At 69.8% G+C, this 15,290-nt stretch carries 18 protein-coding genes; 6 read left to right on the top strand and 12 right to left on the bottom strand.

Annotated elements, in window-relative coordinates; genetic code table 11:
* Positions 1–103: 103 nt before the first annotated feature.
* Together MKK50_RS06070 and MKK50_RS06065 are read right to left on the bottom strand one after the other, a co-directional pair.
* A complete protein-coding gene (locus MKK50_RS06070) occupies positions 104–1,087 on the bottom strand; it encodes an asparaginase (protein WP_499021104.1) in 984 nt (327 codons plus the stop codon).
* Positions 1,088–1,116: 29 nt separating this feature from the next.
* The gene (locus MKK50_RS06065) at positions 1,117–1,869 is read right to left on the bottom strand and encodes a 16S rRNA (uracil(1498)-N(3))-methyltransferase (protein ID WP_499021102.1); all 753 of its coding nucleotides are present in this window, start codon (positions 1,867–1,869) and stop codon (positions 1,117–1,119) included.
* Between the two features lie 289 nt (positions 1,870–2,158).
* Between MKK50_RS06065 and MKK50_RS06060 the strand changes: the two genes are divergently transcribed.
* Together MKK50_RS06060 and ubiA are read left to right on the top strand one after the other, a co-directional pair.
* A complete protein-coding gene (locus MKK50_RS06060) occupies positions 2,159–2,770 on the top strand; it encodes a hypothetical protein (protein ID WP_253367171.1) in 612 nt (203 codons plus the stop codon).
* Between the two features lie 21 nt (positions 2,771–2,791).
* Complete coding sequence (gene ubiA, locus MKK50_RS06055) at positions 2,792–3,742, top strand: 4-hydroxybenzoate octaprenyltransferase (protein WP_499021100.1); 951 nt, start codon at positions 2,792–2,794, stop codon at positions 3,740–3,742.
* A gap of 53 nt (positions 3,743–3,795) precedes the next feature.
* On the opposite strand, the gene MKK50_RS06050 is transcribed toward ubiA, so the two are convergent.
* On the bottom strand, positions 3,796–4,296 hold the full coding sequence (locus MKK50_RS06050) for a DUF6101 family protein (protein WP_253367175.1): 501 nt from the start codon (positions 4,294–4,296) through the stop codon (positions 3,796–3,798).
* A 355-nt stretch (positions 4,297–4,651) separates the two neighbouring features.
* Between MKK50_RS06050 and MKK50_RS06045 the strand changes: the two genes are divergently transcribed.
* A complete protein-coding gene (locus MKK50_RS06045; RefSeq protein WP_499021099.1) occupies positions 4,652–5,470 on the top strand; it encodes an inositol monophosphatase family protein in 819 nt (272 codons plus the stop codon).
* A 152-nt stretch (positions 5,471–5,622) separates the two neighbouring features.
* Here the strand turns inward: MKK50_RS06045 and MKK50_RS06040 are convergent, their stop codons facing one another.
* The 5 genes from MKK50_RS06040 to MKK50_RS06020 form a co-directional block, all read right to left on the bottom strand.
* Entirely contained in the window at positions 5,623–6,231 is a 609-nt protein-coding gene (locus tag MKK50_RS06040) for an ABC-type transport auxiliary lipoprotein family protein (protein WP_499021098.1), read from the bottom strand.
* A gap of 120 nt (positions 6,232–6,351) precedes the next feature.
* Positions 6,352–7,434 (bottom strand): MlaD family protein, encoded by a 1,083-nt coding sequence (locus MKK50_RS06035; RefSeq protein ID WP_499021096.1) that lies wholly within the window; start codon positions 7,432–7,434, stop codon positions 6,352–6,354.
* A 71-nt stretch (positions 7,435–7,505) separates the two neighbouring features.
* Positions 7,506–8,342 (bottom strand): ABC transporter ATP-binding protein, encoded by an 837-nt coding sequence (locus MKK50_RS06030; protein ID WP_437178524.1) that lies wholly within the window; start codon positions 8,340–8,342, stop codon positions 7,506–7,508.
* A 34-nt stretch (positions 8,343–8,376) separates the two neighbouring features.
* Positions 8,377–9,525: an ABC transporter permease gene (locus MKK50_RS06025; RefSeq protein WP_499021094.1), complete on the bottom strand. Its 1,149-nt coding sequence runs from the start codon at positions 9,523–9,525 to the stop codon at positions 8,377–8,379.
* A gap of 171 nt (positions 9,526–9,696) precedes the next feature.
* Positions 9,697–10,902 carry an MFS transporter gene (locus MKK50_RS06020; RefSeq protein ID WP_499021093.1) on the bottom strand — a complete coding sequence of 402 codons (1,206 nt, stop codon included), beginning with the start codon at positions 10,900–10,902 and terminating at the stop codon, positions 9,697–9,699.
* A 186-nt stretch (positions 10,903–11,088) separates the two neighbouring features.
* On the opposite strand from MKK50_RS06020, the gene MKK50_RS06015 reads away from it, so the two are divergent.
* The gene (locus MKK50_RS06015; RefSeq protein WP_499021091.1) at positions 11,089–12,291 is read left to right on the top strand and encodes a hypothetical protein; all 1,203 of its coding nucleotides are present in this window, start codon (positions 11,089–11,091) and stop codon (positions 12,289–12,291) included.
* A 102-nt stretch (positions 12,292–12,393) separates the two neighbouring features.
* On the top strand, positions 12,394–12,834 hold the full coding sequence (locus MKK50_RS06010; protein ID WP_499021090.1) for a DUF1489 family protein: 441 nt from the start codon (positions 12,394–12,396) through the stop codon (positions 12,832–12,834).
* A gap of 169 nt (positions 12,835–13,003) precedes the next feature.
* Here MKK50_RS06010 and MKK50_RS06005 read toward each other — a convergent pair whose 3' ends face one another.
* Positions 13,004–13,231, bottom strand: coding sequence for an AsnC family transcriptional regulator (locus MKK50_RS06005; RefSeq protein WP_253367193.1), 228 nt, complete (start codon positions 13,229–13,231; stop codon positions 13,004–13,006).
* A 206-nt stretch (positions 13,232–13,437) separates the two neighbouring features.
* Entirely contained in the window at positions 13,438–13,647 is a 210-nt protein-coding gene (locus MKK50_RS06000; RefSeq protein ID WP_003598898.1) for a cold-shock protein, read from the bottom strand.
* Positions 13,648–13,992: 345 nt separating this feature from the next.
* Here MKK50_RS06000 and MKK50_RS05995 point away from each other — a divergent pair, with 345 nt between their 5' ends.
* Entirely contained in the window at positions 13,993–14,382 is a 390-nt protein-coding gene (locus MKK50_RS05995; RefSeq protein ID WP_003598900.1) for a hypothetical protein, read from the top strand.
* Between the two features lie 56 nt (positions 14,383–14,438).
* Here MKK50_RS05995 and MKK50_RS05990 read toward each other — a convergent pair whose 3' ends face one another.
* Positions 14,439–14,870 carry a translation initiation factor 2 gene (locus MKK50_RS05990; RefSeq protein ID WP_253367195.1) on the bottom strand — a complete coding sequence of 144 codons (432 nt, stop codon included), beginning with the start codon at positions 14,868–14,870 and terminating at the stop codon, positions 14,439–14,441.
* Between the two features lie 183 nt (positions 14,871–15,053).
* Complete coding sequence (locus MKK50_RS05985) at positions 15,054–15,275, bottom strand: hypothetical protein (protein ID WP_499021088.1); 222 nt, start codon at positions 15,273–15,275, stop codon at positions 15,054–15,056.
* Positions 15,276–15,290: the final 15 nt, after the last annotated feature.

The following is a 15,290-nucleotide window of genomic DNA, read 5'->3' as shown; positions in this document are numbered from 1 at the left end:
CGGATGTCGTGTCCTTAGAGGACGCCGCAAGGGTGAACAACGCGCCCGCCGACCGCATGGCAGACATGACACAAGCTTCTCTTCACGGCGTTCGCCCCGCCGATCACGGATCCGCGAAGTAGGGGGCGTAGGCTGCTCGATCGACCCCGGCACGAAGGAGAAGTTGGAGCATCAGCCGCGCCTTCACGCCCGACAGGATGCCCGCCGAGAGCGCGCCGCGACCTAGCAGATCGATCTCGCCGCCGGGATACCCGTATGTGCGCGAGAACACAGGACCAGTCTCGGTGCGGGAGGCGAGCACCACCGGAATCCGCGTGACGAGGGCCGAGACGATCTCCGCCAGCGCCTCCGGCACGTGGCCCGCGCCCATCCCCTCGATCACGACGCCCGCGAAGCCGAGATCGGGCAGGGCGGCGAGCAGCCGTCCGTCGTCGCCGATCCCCATCGTCAGAAGCGCCACCGGGGCCGGCTCCGGTGCGAGGGGGCCGTCGACGATGGGGCCCCGGCGCGGCGACACGAAAATCCGGGCCTCGCCCTCGATCACGAGCCCGACCGGGCCGGCGAGCGGTGAGCGGAACGCCGAGGGCAGGGCGGTGTGGGCCTTCTGCACGAGGCGGGCGGCGTGGATCTCGTCGTTGAGGACGGCGAGCACGCCCATGCCCCGCGCCGCCGCGCTGCCCGCGACGAGGGTCGCCGCCAGCAGGTTGCCGGGCCCGTCGGCCCCCGCACTTTCCGGCCCGCGCATCGCCCCTGTGACGACGACGGGCTTGTCGCCGACGACCAAGCTGTCGAGGACGAAGGCCGTCTCCTCGATCGTGTCGGTGCCCTGGATCACCACCGCGCCGTCGAGGTCGCCCGCCAAGCGCTGGTTGAGCGTGCGCGCCACGCCGATCAGGTCGTCGAGGGTGAGCCCGGCGCTCGGCCGGCGCAGGGGCGAGAGCGTCTCGATGGATGCCACCGCCGCGAGCCCCGGCACCGAGTCTGCGAGGTCGGCGGCCGTCAGCGTCGGCACGATCCCGCCCTCAAGGCTCCGGGTCATGGTGATCGTCCCGCCGAGGGACAGGAGGAGGATGCGGGGGAGGGGCATTCTTTAAGACGTCCTCGAATCGGCCTGGCTCACCGCGCATCCCCCAGTACCGCCTGCACCAGCGCCAGCACGGCCACGGCGGCCGTATCCGCCCTCAGGATGCGCGGGCCGAGCGACAGCGCGACCGTGTTGGGGCGGGCGGCGATCAGCGCGCGCTCCTCTTCGTGGAACCCGCCCTCGGGGCCGACCAGCACGGCGAGCGGCGGCGGGCGCGCCGGATCGGCCGCGCCGCGCAAGGCTGCCACCGGGTCGGTGACAGGCGCGTCCTCGTCGCAGAACACGAGCAGGCGATTCGCTTCGAGGGCGTCGAGGCAGGCGGGCAGCCGGGCCGGCTCGCCGATCTCCGGCACGGAAAGGATGCCGCATTGCTCGGCCGCCTCGATCGCGTTGGCCTGCATGCGGTCCATCTTGATCCGCTCGCCTTGCGTGAAGCGGGTGAAGACCGGCTGGAGGCGCCCCGCGCCCATCTCGACCGCCTTCTGCGCCATGTAGTCGATGCGCCCCGTCTTCAGCGGCGCGAACAGGTAGTGAAGGTCGGCCGGCACCGGCTGCGGCCGGGTCTGCGCCACCACGCGCAGGTCCGCGCTCTTGCGGCCCTGCGGCACGATCTCGGCGCGCCACTCGCCGTCGCGCCCGTTGAACAACAGGACGGGCTCGCCCTCCGCGCGGCGCAGCACCGTGAGCAGGTAGTTCGCTTGTGCCCGCTCCAGCGGCAGGACGCGCCCCTCCGCCAGATCCGCTTCGACGAAGAGGCGTGGGGCGGTGAAGTCGTAAGCAGCCATGGTCTCTCGCGGGCAAGCCGGTCTCGTCGCGTGGCGGCCCCGGCCTGTCAATCGCTGATGCAAAAAGAACACGCCTCAAATGTTTCAGGGCGTTTCCCACCTTCGCGGCCCTTGGGCGGCGGAACGCACCATTGGCGCCACAATCCCGTGCGCAGAAGACATCCGCATCGAAACACTTCAAGCCCCTCTGCCGGGCCCGCGGCGCGAGCCGCCAGGGATTCGGGCCGGATGGGCGCTGCGGGATCGGGGGTACACCCGTCGCGGCATGCGGGGAGAAGGACCGGGCCGAATGTCTGCCAGGATTGTTGCACCGACGAAGACCGCCGCCGCCGCTCTTGTCGGCCTTGTCCTTCTGGCCGGGCCGGCTCTGGCCCAGGGCATGGGGGGCATGGGCGGGATGCCGCTGCCGTCGATGGATACGCCGGCCGAGCCCGCGCCTTCGGCTGCCGCGCCGATGAGCGTTCCCGCGCCGATGGCCCCGGCCGCGCCGGCCCAGTCCGTGCCGCAGCAGGCCGGCACCGATTGCGGCTCGATCCAGAAGACGCTGATCGAGCGCAAGAACCTCGTGGCCAAGGCCAACTCCGCCTCGAACTCGAAGAAGAAGATGACGCCGCAGGAGGCGTGCTCCCTGTTCGGCCAGCTTCAGGCCAACGGCGCCACCGGCATCAAGTGGATCACCGCCAATAAGGAGTGGTGCTCGATCCCGGATTCGTTCTCCGAAGGCTTCAAGGCCGACCACAACAAGGTCGCGGCGATCCGCACGAAGGTTTGCGGTATCGCGGCCCAGGCCTCGAAGATGGAAGCCCAGGCCAAGACCCAGGCGCAGAACGGCGGCGGTGGCGGCTTGCTCGGCGGTCCCGGCCTGTCGGGCGCCTTCCGCATGCCCCAGGGCGCGCTGTAAGTCTTCCGCGCCCCGTTACCGTTGCCCTCTCCATCCGAGCCCGGCTCCGGCCGCGTCGCCGACGCGGTCGCCGGCCATTGGGCCGACCGGCTGGCGCCGGCCGGAGCGCGGCCCTATCTGCGGCTCGCCCGGATCGAGCGGCCGATCGGCTGGTGGCTGCTGCTGCTGCCGTGCTGGTGGTCGGCGGCGCTCGCCGCGACCGCCGCCGGGAATCCCGGCCCGAATCCCGGTCATCTCGTGCTGTTCCTGATCGGCGCGGTCGCGATGCGCGGCGCCGGCTCGACCTACAACGACATCGCCGACCGTAAGCTCGACGCGCAGGTCGAGCGCACCCGCTCGCGCCCGCTGCCCTCGGGGCAGGTCACGACGAAACAGGCCGCCGCCTTCCTCGTGGCGCAAGCGCTGGTCGGCCTCGCGGTGCTGCTGCAATTCAACGCGACCGCGATTCTCGTCGGCATTCTCTCCCTGGCGCCGGTGGCGATCTACCCGTTCATGAAGCGGGTGATGCCGATGCCGCAGGCGGTGCTCGGCCTCGCCTTCGGCTGGGGAGCGCTGATGGGCTGGGTCGCCGTGTTCGGCCGCCTCGATCCGCCGGCCCTGTGGCTCTATGCGGGCACGATCGGTTGGATCGTCGGCTACGACACGATCTACGCGGTGCAGGACATCGAGGATGACGAGATCGTCGGCATCCATTCCTCGGCCCGCCTGTTCGGGGCGCGCCTGCGGCTCGCGGTCGGGCTCTGTTACATCGGCACCGTCGCCCTGTTCGTGCCGGCGCTGGTCGGCGCCGGGGCCGGCCTCCTGGGCTGGCTCGGGCTCGGGCTGTTCGCCGCCCATCTCGCCCGGCAGGTGATGCAGCTCTCCGAGCGCGACGGCCCTCGGGCCCTGGCGCTGTTCCGCTCGAACCGCGATGCGGGTCTTATCCTGTTCGCGGGGCTGGCCGCCGACGCGCTGTGGCAGGGGCTGCGCTGATCCGGCGCTCCGGCCGACCGTTCGCCCGACAACGGCTTAGGCGGGAAATCGTCTCACCCCCGCGAAATGATCTCGCTCTCGCCCCGGTGGATGCACGGCCGGGCCGGGAGGCGGGCGGGCTTGCGCCGCACCAGGAAGCGGGGGCGGCGTCCGCTGAGGGCGGCATGACGGCGGCGCTGGCGGCCCTTGCCGAGCACGACCGGGCCGAGCTGCTGCGAGACCGGGACGATGGAGCCGTCCTCGCGCAGCAGCATCCGGGCGAGACCCCCAGTATTCGAGATGTCGCGCCACACCGCCACGACATCCTCCTCCGGGAACGGCCCGAGCCGCATCGTCACCTCGCCCTCGCCGTCGACGAGAAGCAGGGAGAAGCGGTCCTCGCCGCAGGCATCGGCCGCATCGTCGGCAAAAGCCAGCGCCACACCGACGGGCGAGAGGCCATGGGTTCCCCCGAGAACCGGCAGCGGCGTCGCTTGGACCGTGATGGAAGGCGCACTCACCTCATCCTCGCCGCCGGGCCGACAGTTCTGATTCATGATCTCGAAAGTCATCATCGGTTCGACGCCCTATCCCGTGTCGCGGTCTCTGTCGGACGCGCTGATCTGACAAGCACAGTGCCGGTCGTCTCCCCCAAGGCGCCTTAAGAGTGAGCGTTAAGCGTTCGTGGATCGAGCCGAAGTCTGCCGGATGCTCAACGGACCCTTGCCGGGATTGGTGCAAATGTCGGTAACCGTGCGGACGGGGCAGGGGCCGGCGGCGGTGCGGGTTGCCGCCGCCGCGTCCGGCCCTGCATCACTGCGTTCCGAAATCCGATGGCCACTTTTTCTGCCGATGCTCTAGAACGGAGCGGCGTCGGCGCCGTTCGAACGGCAGGAGGCCGGCCTCGCAGAAGCGGCTCCGACCGGATCCATGACCCAGACGACATCCTCTTTCGCGGCGCTGCGGCCCGTCCTGCACGACGCGATCCGGGAGGCCGCCGCGCTCGCGCTGCCCTTCTTCCGCAAGGGCGAGCAGACCAGCGCGCGGGTCTGGTCGAAGGCCGGGGGCTCGCCGGTCACCGAGGCGGACGTCGCCGTGGACACCTTCCTCAAGATCCGCCTGTCGCAGGTCGAGCCGCGGGCGGCCTGGCTCTCGGAGGAGACCAGCGACGATCCGGTGCGGCTCGGCCACGACTTCGTCTGGATCGTCGATCCGATCGATGGCACCCGTGCCTTCCTGTCCGGGCATCCGGACTGGTCGATCGCGGTAGCCCTGCTGGCCCGGGGCGAACCGGTGCTCGGCGGCGTCTTCGCGCCCGCGACCGATCAGTTCTACGAGGCTGTGGCGGGCGAGGGCGCGACCCTCAACGGCGCGCCCATCCGCGTCGCGCCGCGGGCCACGCTGGAGGACGCACGCATCACCGGCCCGAAGCCGTTCCAGGATCGCCTGCTCGACGGCGCGGCGCGGCTCGGGCCGCGCCCCTCGGTCACGGTGGTCGATCGGGTGCCCTCGCTGGCCCTGCGGCTCGCGCGGGTGGCCGAGGGCCGGATCGACCTCGGCCTCGTCTCCAGGGACGCACGGGATTGGGATCTGGCCGGTGCGGACCTCATCGTCCGCGAGGCGGGTGGCGTGGTCTGCGACCTTCAGGGCCGGCCGGCGGTCTACAACCGCCCGGAGCCGCGCCACGGCGAACTGATCGCCGTGCCGCTGTCGCTGCGCGGTCCCGCTCTGGCTGCGCTGGAAGCGTGAGCGCCGGAAGCGGTCGGGCCCGGTCGTTCGGGTGAAGAGTGGCCGCGGCGCTCGAGCATTGTCCTGGATATCGGATCCAGAACGATGTTCCAGCCTTCTGATTTTGCATCGTCTTTTTCCGAAAGCCGGGGACCAGCTTTCGAGATGATGCTCTATCGCGCCGTGTTCACCCACCGCACGAGGTCGGCGAGAACTCGACCCAAAGCCGTGTCGAGGCCGGCGGCGGCGCTCTGCGGATCGACCTTCTGCACCGGTACGCGGGCGGTGAAGACGCGGGCGTTGACGACCCGTCCGGTCCCCTCGGCGATCAGCTTGGCCGAGAGATCGACCACCGCTTCGCCGGTGCCGGAATTGACGTCGAACTCGCGGATCTCGCTGACGAGCTGGTAATCCGACGGCACCTTGTCGCCGGGCCGCGAGACCGAGCGCAGGCGGCCGGTATTCTCCAGGCTCTGGATCACCCGCGTCTGGATCAGGCGCGGCAGGCGGTCGGCCCACTGGCCGCCGCCGAGGAAGGACAGGGACCCGCCGGGCTCGCGCACGATGATGCGGTCGGCCTCCATCGGCTGCAGGCCGACAGGCTCGGACACGACAATCGAGCGCGCAGCGCCACCCGCCCGCGCCTGACCCGGCAGGGCCGCGAGATCGAAGGTGAGCGGTGTGCCGCCGCCGCAGCCGCCGAGGAGCGCCAGCGGGGCAAGGAGGGCGCCCGCCCGCAGGAAGCGGCCGGAAAGGGAAGGCGAAAAAGGAAGACGCGTCATACGCTCGGGCACCGTCCGTTCGCTGTCGGGGATACTGACACCCCCTCTAGCACGCGGGAGCATACGCCAACGCTCAAGCTGGGCGGTGCGTGCCGACACATCATCCGGAAACCGAAAAGCTCAGCGGCCACCGTTGTATTCCGGCAACGACGGCTTGCCGCCGAAGATCACCTGAGACGGGTCGCGCTCCAGGCTGCGGGCAGCCCGGCTGAGGGTGTTGAGGGTGCGCTGGCCGTCGGTCGACAGCGCTTCGACCTCACGCCGGCTCGTACCCGACAGGCGATTGAAGCTCGTCGAGATGTTGGCGGTGCGCTTGTCGAGGTTCTCTGACAGCGCGCGGAAGGCCCGGCCTGCGTCGCGCACGGAGATCGCCGCCTCGCGGATCTCCGTGAAGGTACCCGCGCCCTGCTGGCCCGAGGCCGAGCCGAGGAAGCCCTCCGCGCCCTTGAGCACGCCGTCGATCTTGTCGGCGGAGGCGTTGAGCTTGGCCGCCAAGCTGCGGGCGTCGTGAAGCCCGGCCTGGATGTCCCCGCTCGAATTCGCCAGCGCGGTCGAGAAGGTGTCGGCGTTCTCGATCACCCGGTTGAGGCGCTGCCCGTCCACCGCCTTGACGAGGCCGGTGATGGAGGGCCCGGCCTCGGCCAGCGTCTTCGAGAAGGCTTCGACGTTGGCGAGCGTGCGGGTGATCGCGCCCTCGTTGCCGGCCACCACCTTGTCGAGGCGCTGGAGCACGTCGTCGGCCCGCTGCGCGATCTGCTTGGCGGCTGCCATCATGTCCTGGATGTCGCTCGAATCGGCGAAGATCGTCGGCATCTTGTCGCCCGAGCCCGGCGTGAGGGCGGGCGCGTCGGCGCTGCCGCCGGAGAGCGCGATCTGCGAGACGCCGGTCAGCATCGCGGAATCCAGCCGCGCGCGGGTGTCGGCGCGTAAGGGGGTCGAGGGATCGACCTGCACCACCGCGACGACCCGGCGCGGGTCCTGCGGCAGCAGGCGCACGTCGAGCGCCTCGCCGACCTTGATGCCGTTGAACGAGACGGTCGAGCCCTTGGCGAGTCCGCCGACCGAGCCGGAGAACACGATACGAAGCGCCTGGGTCGCCTGTCCACGCGATCCGCCCTGGAGCCAGAACACGAAGCCGAAGGCGGCCAGGACGACGCCGATGGTGAAGGCGCCGATCAGGACGTAGTTTGCGCGAGTCTCCATCGGCTCAGCTCTAATCCCGATCCGAGGGGGTGGAGCGGTGCGCAACCGCACCGGAGAGTATCATCCGCCGCTCACGCATGGGCGTAACCGGGCTGTGCGGCCTGATTGGGCGTGGCGATGGCGCGGGCGCGCTTGCCGTGGAAGTAGGAGCGCAGCCAGGGGTGGTCGCTGGCCAGCATCTCCTCGATCGTTCCTGCTGCGATGATCCGGCCGTCGCCGAGCGCCGCGATGCGGTCGCAGGCGGTGTAGAGGCTGTCGAGGTCGTGCGTCACCATGAAGACGGTGAGCCCCAGCGTCTTCTTCAGGGTCGAGACGAGATCGTCGAATTCGCCCGCGCCGATCGGGTCGAGGCCCGAGGTCGGTTCGTCGAGGAACAGGATTTCTGGGTCCAGCGCCAGCGAGCGGGCGAGCGCCGCGCGCTTGATCATGCCGCCCGAGAGTTCCGAGGGGTACTTGTCGGCGGCATCCGGCTTGAGGCCGACCATCTCGATCTTGAGGCGGGCGAACTCGTCGAGCAGGCGCTCGGACAGCTTGAGATGCTCGCGCATCGGCATCTGGATGTTCTGCTTGACGGTGAGGCCCGAGAACAGCGCGCCCTGCTGGAACAGCACGCCCCAGCGCTGCTCCAGCTGGCGGCGCCGGGTCACCGTGAGCCCGTCCACGTTCTCACCGAAGATCTCGATCGTGCCGGAGCGCTTCGGCACGAGGCCGAGGATGGTGCGCGTCAGCACCGACTTGCCCTGGCCCGAGGGACCGACGAACCCCAAGATCTCACCGCGGCGGATGTCGAGGTCGAGCCCCTTCATCACCGTGCGCTGGCCGAAGCCGACCACGAGATCGCGCACGCGAATAATCGCGTCGTCTTGGGCGGGGTCTTGCCCGTTCAAGGAAAGTTGAGTGGTGGGCAAGGGCGCTGTCCGACCGTCGGCTGTCCGCACGAAGTTAGAAATTGATCGCAGCGAAGAAGACCGCGAACAGGCCATCCAGCACGATCACCATAAAGATTGACTTGACGACTGAGGCGGTGACGTGGCGCCCGAGCGACTCCGCCGAGCCCTCGACCGCGAATCCCTCGATCGTTGCGATGATCCCGATCGTCAGCGCCATGAACGGCGCCTTGATCAAGCCGACCGCGAAATGGTGGAACGACACGGCCGCCTGGAGCCGCGCCAGGAAGGCATCGGTGGTCATGCCGCCATAGATCGCGGCGGTGAGGCCGCCGCCGGCAAGGGCCGCCAGCGAGCCGAGGAAGGCCAGGATCGGCAAGCCGATCACAAGTGCGAGTATGCGCGGCAGGATCAGGATTTCGATCGGGTCGAGGCCCATCACGCGCAGGGCATCGACCTCCTCGCGCATCCGCATCGAGCCGATCTCGGCGGTGAAGGCCGAGCCGGAGCGGCCCGCCACCATGATCGAGGTGAGGAGCACCCCGAGTTCGCGCAGGATCAGCAGGCCGATCAGGTTCACAACGAAGCTCTGCGCCCCGAAGCGCTGGAGCTGGAAGATGCCCTGCTGCGCGACGATGCCGCCGACGAGGAACGAGATCAGCACGATGATCGGCACGCCGTGGAGCGCCACCTGTTCGAGCTGGTTGACCAGCGCGGCCATGCGGAAGGTCCGCGGGCGGCGCGCGACCCGGCCGCCGGCGGCGACCACTTCGCCGAGGAAGGCGATGCCGGACAGGACCTCGTTGCCGCCGCGTGCGACGCGCTGACCGGTGACGTCGAGGAAGCGCAGGGCCGGGTTGCGGGTATCCTGCGGCGCCGGCTCGGGCTCGCGCAGACCCATCTCGCCCAGCAGGATGCGGTGCTCGGGCCGCGCTCCGGCATAGGCCAGCCGCCCGCCCGCCGCCTCGATCTCGGCGCGGGTCCGCTCCAAGACCCAGGCGCCGAGAGTGTCGAGGCGCGCCAAGCCGCTGAGATCCACCAGCACGGGCTGGGTCCGGCCCTGCGCGGCGATGCGCGCCGAGGCGCTCTCCACCGCCGGCCCCTGGTCGGCCGTCCAGCGCCCGCGCAGGATCACGCGGCCGCCGCCTGCATCGAGGTCTGCGCCCGCGGCGTCCGAAATGCCCGAGCCGTCTGCGATCCGCACGCGCCGCTCCCGCTTCCGCTCCAGAGACTTTGAAACGAATTCCTTACCAAGAAGCGTCGAATCCGAACCTTCGGGCTCGATGCTCCGGCGGCTCGAGGCCGCTTCTCGGGGCTCTGCCCCGAACCCCCGCCAAAGGGATGATCCCTTTGGGATCCCGATATTGGGGGCTGGCTATACCTTATGGGGGGAGCCGCCGCCAAATCGGCGGGGATCATGGATGCGTTGCGCCCGCAGGACGAGGACGAGGCCGGCGAGCGCCAGCGGCGCCATCATCAGGAAGGTCGAAGGCCCGCCGAGCGAGCGGTAGACCGCGCCGCAGGCCAGCGTCGCCAGCGCCGAGACGAGGGCGGTCGAGGCGCCGACCGTCCCCTGCGCCCGGCCGCGGGCGCCGTCCGGCGCGAAGCCGGAGACCGCCGCCATGACCCCGAGATGGGTCGCGCCGAAGGTGAGGCCGTGCAGCATCTGAAGCGGCAGGAGCAGGGCGAGGTCGCCGTCCGCGAGGCTCAGTCCCAGAGCCCGCAGCAGAGCCGCGATCGCCCCGAGGCCGAGCAGGCGGAACGGGCTGCGCCAGCGCGCGGGAACGCGGCCGATGAGGGCGAACAGCGCGATCTCGGCTGCGACGCCGACGGCCCAGAGCGCCCCGATCCAGGGCGGCGAGACGCCGTGGCGGGCCCAATCGAGGCTGCCGAAGGCGTAGATCGCCGCATGGCTCGCCTGAATCAGCGCCGCCGCGGCGATGGAGAGCCACAGCACCCGCGGCAGGGGCGGGGCGGCGCCCCTCTTCGAAGGCGGCTCAACGGGCCGTGCGACCTCCTGGCCCGAGGCGGCGACGAGGGTCGCGGCGAGCGCGAGCGCGGTCAGCAGCAGGGGCACCGCCACCCGGTCGCCCAGCAGACCGAGAAGCGCGCCGCCCGCGAGGTTCGCGGCGAGGAAGGCGACCGAGCCGCACAGACGGATGCGGGCATAGTCGATCCGCGTCGTGCGGCGGGCGGCGGCGAGCGTGAGGTAGTCGATGCTCGGCACCAGCGGGGCCTGCGCCACGGCGTTCACGACGATCAGCGGGACGAGCAGGGCCGCGGCGATGGCGGCGGCGGCCGGCATCAGGGTGTAGCTCAAGGCCAGGGTGAGACTGCCTGCGACGAGCAGGGTGCGCGGGCGCACGCCGCGATCGATCAGCCCCATCAGCGGCCGCGTCGCGACGACCTTGGTGGCGATCGGCAGGGCGAGCAGCAGGCCGATCAGCCCGGCATCGAGGCCGAGTGCGCCGAGCCAGACGGGCATGAACGGCATGGCGATGCCGATCTCCACGAAGACCACGGCGTAGAGGAGGCCGAGCCGGACGGGATCGGGCTCACCGGTCGGGACTGTGCGTGTCACGGGATCGCGGCGAAGCGGGCCGCCCCTTTCGATCGGTCAAAAACGTCGCGCGGCGGGGCGAAGCGAGGGAAAGCGTAAGCCGCTGTTAAAGCACGCCTGTCAATCTCACGCCGACCGTCAATCGTCGCGGCACTCCTCGCGGTGGGGCCCGAGTCTTTGCAGGGTGTCGAGTCTTTGCGGGGTGTGATGTCGAGTTCCCGTTCCCTGACGCCTCTGGATGCGTCGCAATACGATGCCATCGAGGACGCCGTCCGGGAGACCGAGCGCGGCCGGTGGTTTCTCAGCGAGTACGCCCGCCGCAACCGCAATGCCGATACCGAGGTGCTGCTGGACGCGATCCGGCGCATCGAGAACGTCGTCACGACAGACCGGCCGGACGATGTCGGGCGCTTTCGAGGCGACCTGATGGAGATGGCCGACGCCATCGCCCGCACCCGCGCGGAGGTGGCCGCCCTCTCGACCGCCGAGCAAGGCGAGAGCCGTCTCACGGTCGCCTCGGAAGCCCTCGACGCCATCGTGCGCGCCACCGAGCGCGCGACCTCCGACATCCTCAGCGCCGCCGAGGAGGTGCAGGAGGCCGCCTGGACCCTGCGCGAGACCGGTATCGATTCCGAGCTGTGCGACGCCCTCGATCGGCACGCCACCCAGATCTACACGGCCTGCTCGTTCCAGGATCTCACCGCCCAGCGCACGAGCCGGGTGGTGCACACCCTGCGCTACCTCGAGAACCGGATCGCTTCGATGATCGGGATCTGGGGCAGTCCCGAGGACGCGGTGCCTCCGCTCGGTGAGGACGCGCCCGCACCGGCCGCCGCCCTCGATCAGAACGACGTCGACCGTTTCCTCGATATGGAAGGGCCGGCGCCCGCGCCGGTGATGTCGGTCCTGCGGCCGTTGCCGACCGTGGCGCTCGACAACGACCTCGCCTTCCTGCCGGTCAGCCCCGAGACGCCGGAACCGGCGCATGACGAAGAGCCGGCGGAGCCGACCGCGACCGAGATGGCGACGCCCGTCGCCGTTCCGGCCGATGAAATCCCGGCGGATCTCTTCGCGCTGGAAATGCCGGAGACCGAAGCCGCAGCCGAACCGGAGATCGCTTCACCGGAGACCACGTCGGCCATCCTCGTTCCGGCTCCGGCCGAGCCGGAAGGGGAGGAGGCGTTCGGGGCGGAGGACGAGGCCGTATTCGAGGTCGTGTCGCACATCGACGCGTTCGACGCGGTGGAAGAGGCCGGACTCACCGTCCCGGCGGAACCCGAAGCGGTCATGCCGCTGGCCGAACCCCTGGTCGTGGCGGCGGTCGAGCCGGTGACGGCCGACGATCTCGCAGCGGCCTTCCCCGATCTCGATACCTTGAGCATCGAGGAAAAGATCGCGCTCTTCGCGTGAGGGAGCGGCCCCGGGGCCCGGTGATGCGGCTCTTCATGCCGCATCGGTTGCCTTGAAAACCGGCGGCCCTTTTTCCGGCGGATGGCTTATACGGGCCCGGTCATGGCCCTGCATCTTCTGAAGCTGTGCGTCGGTCCCTCCTCCATCGAGGAGTTGGAGGCGCGGATCGCACATTATCGGGCGGAGGCTGTCCGCCTCGGCCACGAGCCGGAGACGGTCCACGTCACCCGCATGTTCCCCAAGCGCGCAGCCGCCATCGCCGGCGGCGGTTCGATCTACTGGGTGATGAAGGGAACGCTGACCTGCCGTCAGGCGATTCGCGCCATCGAGCCGGTCACGGGAAGCGACGGGATCGACCGCTGCCGCCTCGTGCTCGATCCGGCGGTGACGCCGGTCTCGCCGCGCCCCTGCCGCCCGTTTCAGGGCTGGCGCTATCTCGAAGCGCGCGACGCGCCCGCCGACCTTGACCGGGCCAGTGCCGGGGAAGTCGCCGAGATGCCCGAGAGCTTGCGGCGGGAATTGGTGGGGTTGGGTCTGATCTGAGGCAGCTTCCGCTCAATCCAGCCGGGGCGCGTATCGCTCAACCTGAGCGGCGCTTCAGCCCAGGACCAGCCCGCCAGTCCGAAGGGATCGATCGAATTCGGTATAAGGCCGCCCGCCTCATAAGGGCGGCCGATTGGCCTCGCTCCGAATGGGTGCGAGGCCGTGTCGGTCAGGCGGCTTCCTGCAACCGGACGACGGCCGGGGTAACCCCAAGGCGGTCGGCAAGGTGCCAGCGCAGTTCGCGCGGAGAGTGATACTCGTAGGAAGCGTCGATGAGGTGGCTGAGGTCGGCCTGCGGGCTGCGTGCCTGCGTGTCGACCAAGCTGCCCACCCGGAATGTCGCCGCGTTGGTCACGGGCGAAATGGCGCCGTCGTGGCGCCGGAACTCGAAATTCATTGTTTTTCTTCTTCTCGCACCGGATCCCGCGCCCTCTCGGCGTGGCCGGCGTCGTTTCTGGTTGTTTTGGTCTGGTGATTTTGGCGTCCGCGGCGCCCGCCGTGAGACATCCCCGGAAATGCGTTCCGAGAGCCTCTGTCCGGTGGGTGCCGCTTCGTTAGTCAGGAATGCGCGGTCGGGCCGGCTAAGGCCGGTCCCGAAGCGACTTAGACGGCCTGCAGATTGCCGGCCGCGTCCTTGCCGCTGCGCTTGTCGGTCAGGACCTCATAGGACACCTTCTGGCCCTCGACGAGGTTGCGCAGGCCAGCACGCTCGACAGCGGAGATATGGACGAACACGTCCTTGCCGCCGTCATCCGGCTGAATGAAGCCGTAGCCCTTGGTCTCGTTGAACCACTTAACAGTCCCAGTATCCACGAATAGTTCCTTCGTTCTTCACACGCCAAGCGCAAGCATCTGCTCGAAGCGAGCACCTGGCAGCGTCCGCCGATTTTGCGGGATGACAAGCGGGTTGCAAATGGACCGAAGCCATTCGCTCCGCCGCGCCCGTCAGGACTACATGTAGGCCGACGATGCGGCCTTAACAAGGCGGGACGGAACGCCGCCGCCTTGGAGCTGCGCGCGCGGGATGGGAGTGCGGCAGGCCAATCGAGCCTGGAGTACTGCCTCCGCCACCCTGTGACAAAGCACGGGGCGGGTGCATATATGGTCGCCAATCCAGGCGGTTACGCACCGCTTCAAGGCAGTGCAGTCAGGCGGTTCATGGCGGGCATCTCGGTTTCCCTCGAAGGCGCGAACATCCAGCTTTCGTTCCAGAAGGACGACCAATCGACGGCGGTGGTCATGGATGCCCGCGCCGCGCGCGCGCTCGTGCGCGCCGTCGGCCAGCTCCTCACCGCGATCGATGACGATGGCGAGGTCGATTTGCCCGACGAGAACGGCGACGAGGAGGTCGCCATGCTCGACGTGACCTCCTCGGCCATCGAGGTCGGCACCGATGAGCAGGGTCAGGCGGTGGTGGCCCTCCAGGCCGGTGCGTTGCCGCCGTTCCAGCTCCGCCTGACCGACGAGGAGGCACGGCACGTCGCCTCCAGCCTCAGCGAGATTCTAGCCGCGCCGCGGGACGTTCGCACCTCTCACGGCGGGCACTGAAGGCATGCTCCGCGGAAGCGTTACGCTTCGGCGGAGCGGCGGTTGCCTTGCTCGGGTCAGACGCCCGGCCTGCCGCGGCGACGCGTGCGCTGCGCGCTCGGCAGGGCATCCGGCACAAGGGTGACGGCGACGGGGTTGGGCGTGTGGTCCATGGCCGCACCGGTATAGGCATCGACGCCCATGCCGATGACGCCGCCGGCCAGGACGTTGCCGGCGAACCCTGCGGCCCCCGCGCCGGCCAGCTTGGTGCGCACCGGCACCGTCTGCGGCTGGAAGCCGGGCTTGGTGAAGGTGACGTCGAACTCTTCCGAACGCGGCACGTCGAGCGAGCAGGGCGTGGTCGGGCAGTACCGGTTCGTCGTGGTGGCGACGGCGGCGCCGGGCGGCTCGGAGGTGAAGGCGATCAACTCGGTGGTGCCGCGCGTGACGCTTCCACATGCGGCAAGGCTCACCGCGACGAGCGCGGCGGCCAGAGATTGCTTCAACATGATGTGGTGTCCCCCAGCCGCCTCTGCGTGCGGCGGGACGGTTGTTGAGACGGTTTCGTCTCAACACAAGCGTGTATGCGTCGAGAGAGCGAGGACAGCTCTCAGGGTCAACGAATTGTGGTAAAAATGTAGCGTCGGTCGGCCGCCCCCCGCTCGGAGGCAGGGCGCGGCCGAGGCGTCGGATCAGAGGCGGATGCCTGGATCGGTCGGACCGCCGGGCAGATAGTCCGGCTCGGAGCCGGGTCCGCGCGGTTCGTCGATGTGAGGGTCATCGACCGGGTAGGGCGTACGCGGACCGGTCGGGCCGATATCGGGCAGATCGTCGGGCTGCGGCGGCGGGGGAAGATCGCCGGGGATCTGTCCACCGGGGATGGGCTCGGGGGTCGGGGCGCCGGGATTGGCCATGAACCGCCTCCTGTC

The organism is Methylobacterium sp. J-043 (assembly GCF_022829505.1).
Taxonomy (GTDB): Bacteria; Pseudomonadota; Alphaproteobacteria; order Rhizobiales; family Beijerinckiaceae; genus Methylobacterium; species Methylobacterium extorquens_A.
This window is presented reverse-complemented; position numbering and strand designations above follow the sequence as displayed.

Bases quoted from the DNA above. Each gene is read 5' to 3' on its own strand.
- MKK50_RS06060 (WP_253367171.1), top strand. From the start codon at position 2,159: ATGTCTGCCAGGATTGTTGCACCGACGAAGACCGCCGCCGCCGCTCTT.
- MKK50_RS06005 (WP_253367193.1), bottom strand. From the start codon at position 13,231: ATGAATTTCGAGTTCCGGCGCCACGACGGCGCCATTTCGCCCGTGACC.
- MKK50_RS06070 (WP_499021104.1), bottom strand. From the start codon at position 1,087: ATGCCCCTCCCCCGCATCCTCCTCCTGTCCCTCGGCGGGACGATCACC.
- MKK50_RS06010 (WP_499021090.1), top strand. From the start codon at position 12,394: ATGGCCCTGCATCTTCTGAAGCTGTGCGTCGGTCCCTCCTCCATCGAG.
- MKK50_RS06040 (WP_499021098.1), bottom strand. From the start codon at position 6,231: ATGACGCGTCTTCCTTTTTCGCCTTCCCTTTCCGGCCGCTTCCTGCGG.
- MKK50_RS05995 (WP_003598900.1), top strand. From the start codon at position 13,993: ATGGCGGGCATCTCGGTTTCCCTCGAAGGCGCGAACATCCAGCTTTCG.
- MKK50_RS06050 (WP_253367175.1), bottom strand. From the start codon at position 4,296: ATGATGACTTTCGAGATCATGAATCAGAACTGTCGGCCCGGCGGCGAG.
- MKK50_RS06065 (WP_499021102.1), bottom strand. From the start codon at position 1,869: ATGGCTGCTTACGACTTCACCGCCCCACGCCTCTTCGTCGAAGCGGAT.
- MKK50_RS06045 (WP_499021099.1), top strand. From the start codon at position 4,652: ATGACCCAGACGACATCCTCTTTCGCGGCGCTGCGGCCCGTCCTGCAC.
- MKK50_RS05985 (WP_499021088.1), bottom strand. From the start codon at position 15,275: ATGGCCAATCCCGGCGCCCCGACCCCCGAGCCCATCCCCGGTGGACAG.
- MKK50_RS05990 (WP_253367195.1), bottom strand. From the start codon at position 14,870: ATGTTGAAGCAATCTCTGGCCGCCGCGCTCGTCGCGGTGAGCCTTGCC.
- MKK50_RS06015 (WP_499021091.1), top strand. From the start codon at position 11,089: ATGTCGAGTTCCCGTTCCCTGACGCCTCTGGATGCGTCGCAATACGAT.
- MKK50_RS06035 (WP_499021096.1), bottom strand. From the start codon at position 7,434: ATGGAGACTCGCGCAAACTACGTCCTGATCGGCGCCTTCACCATCGGC.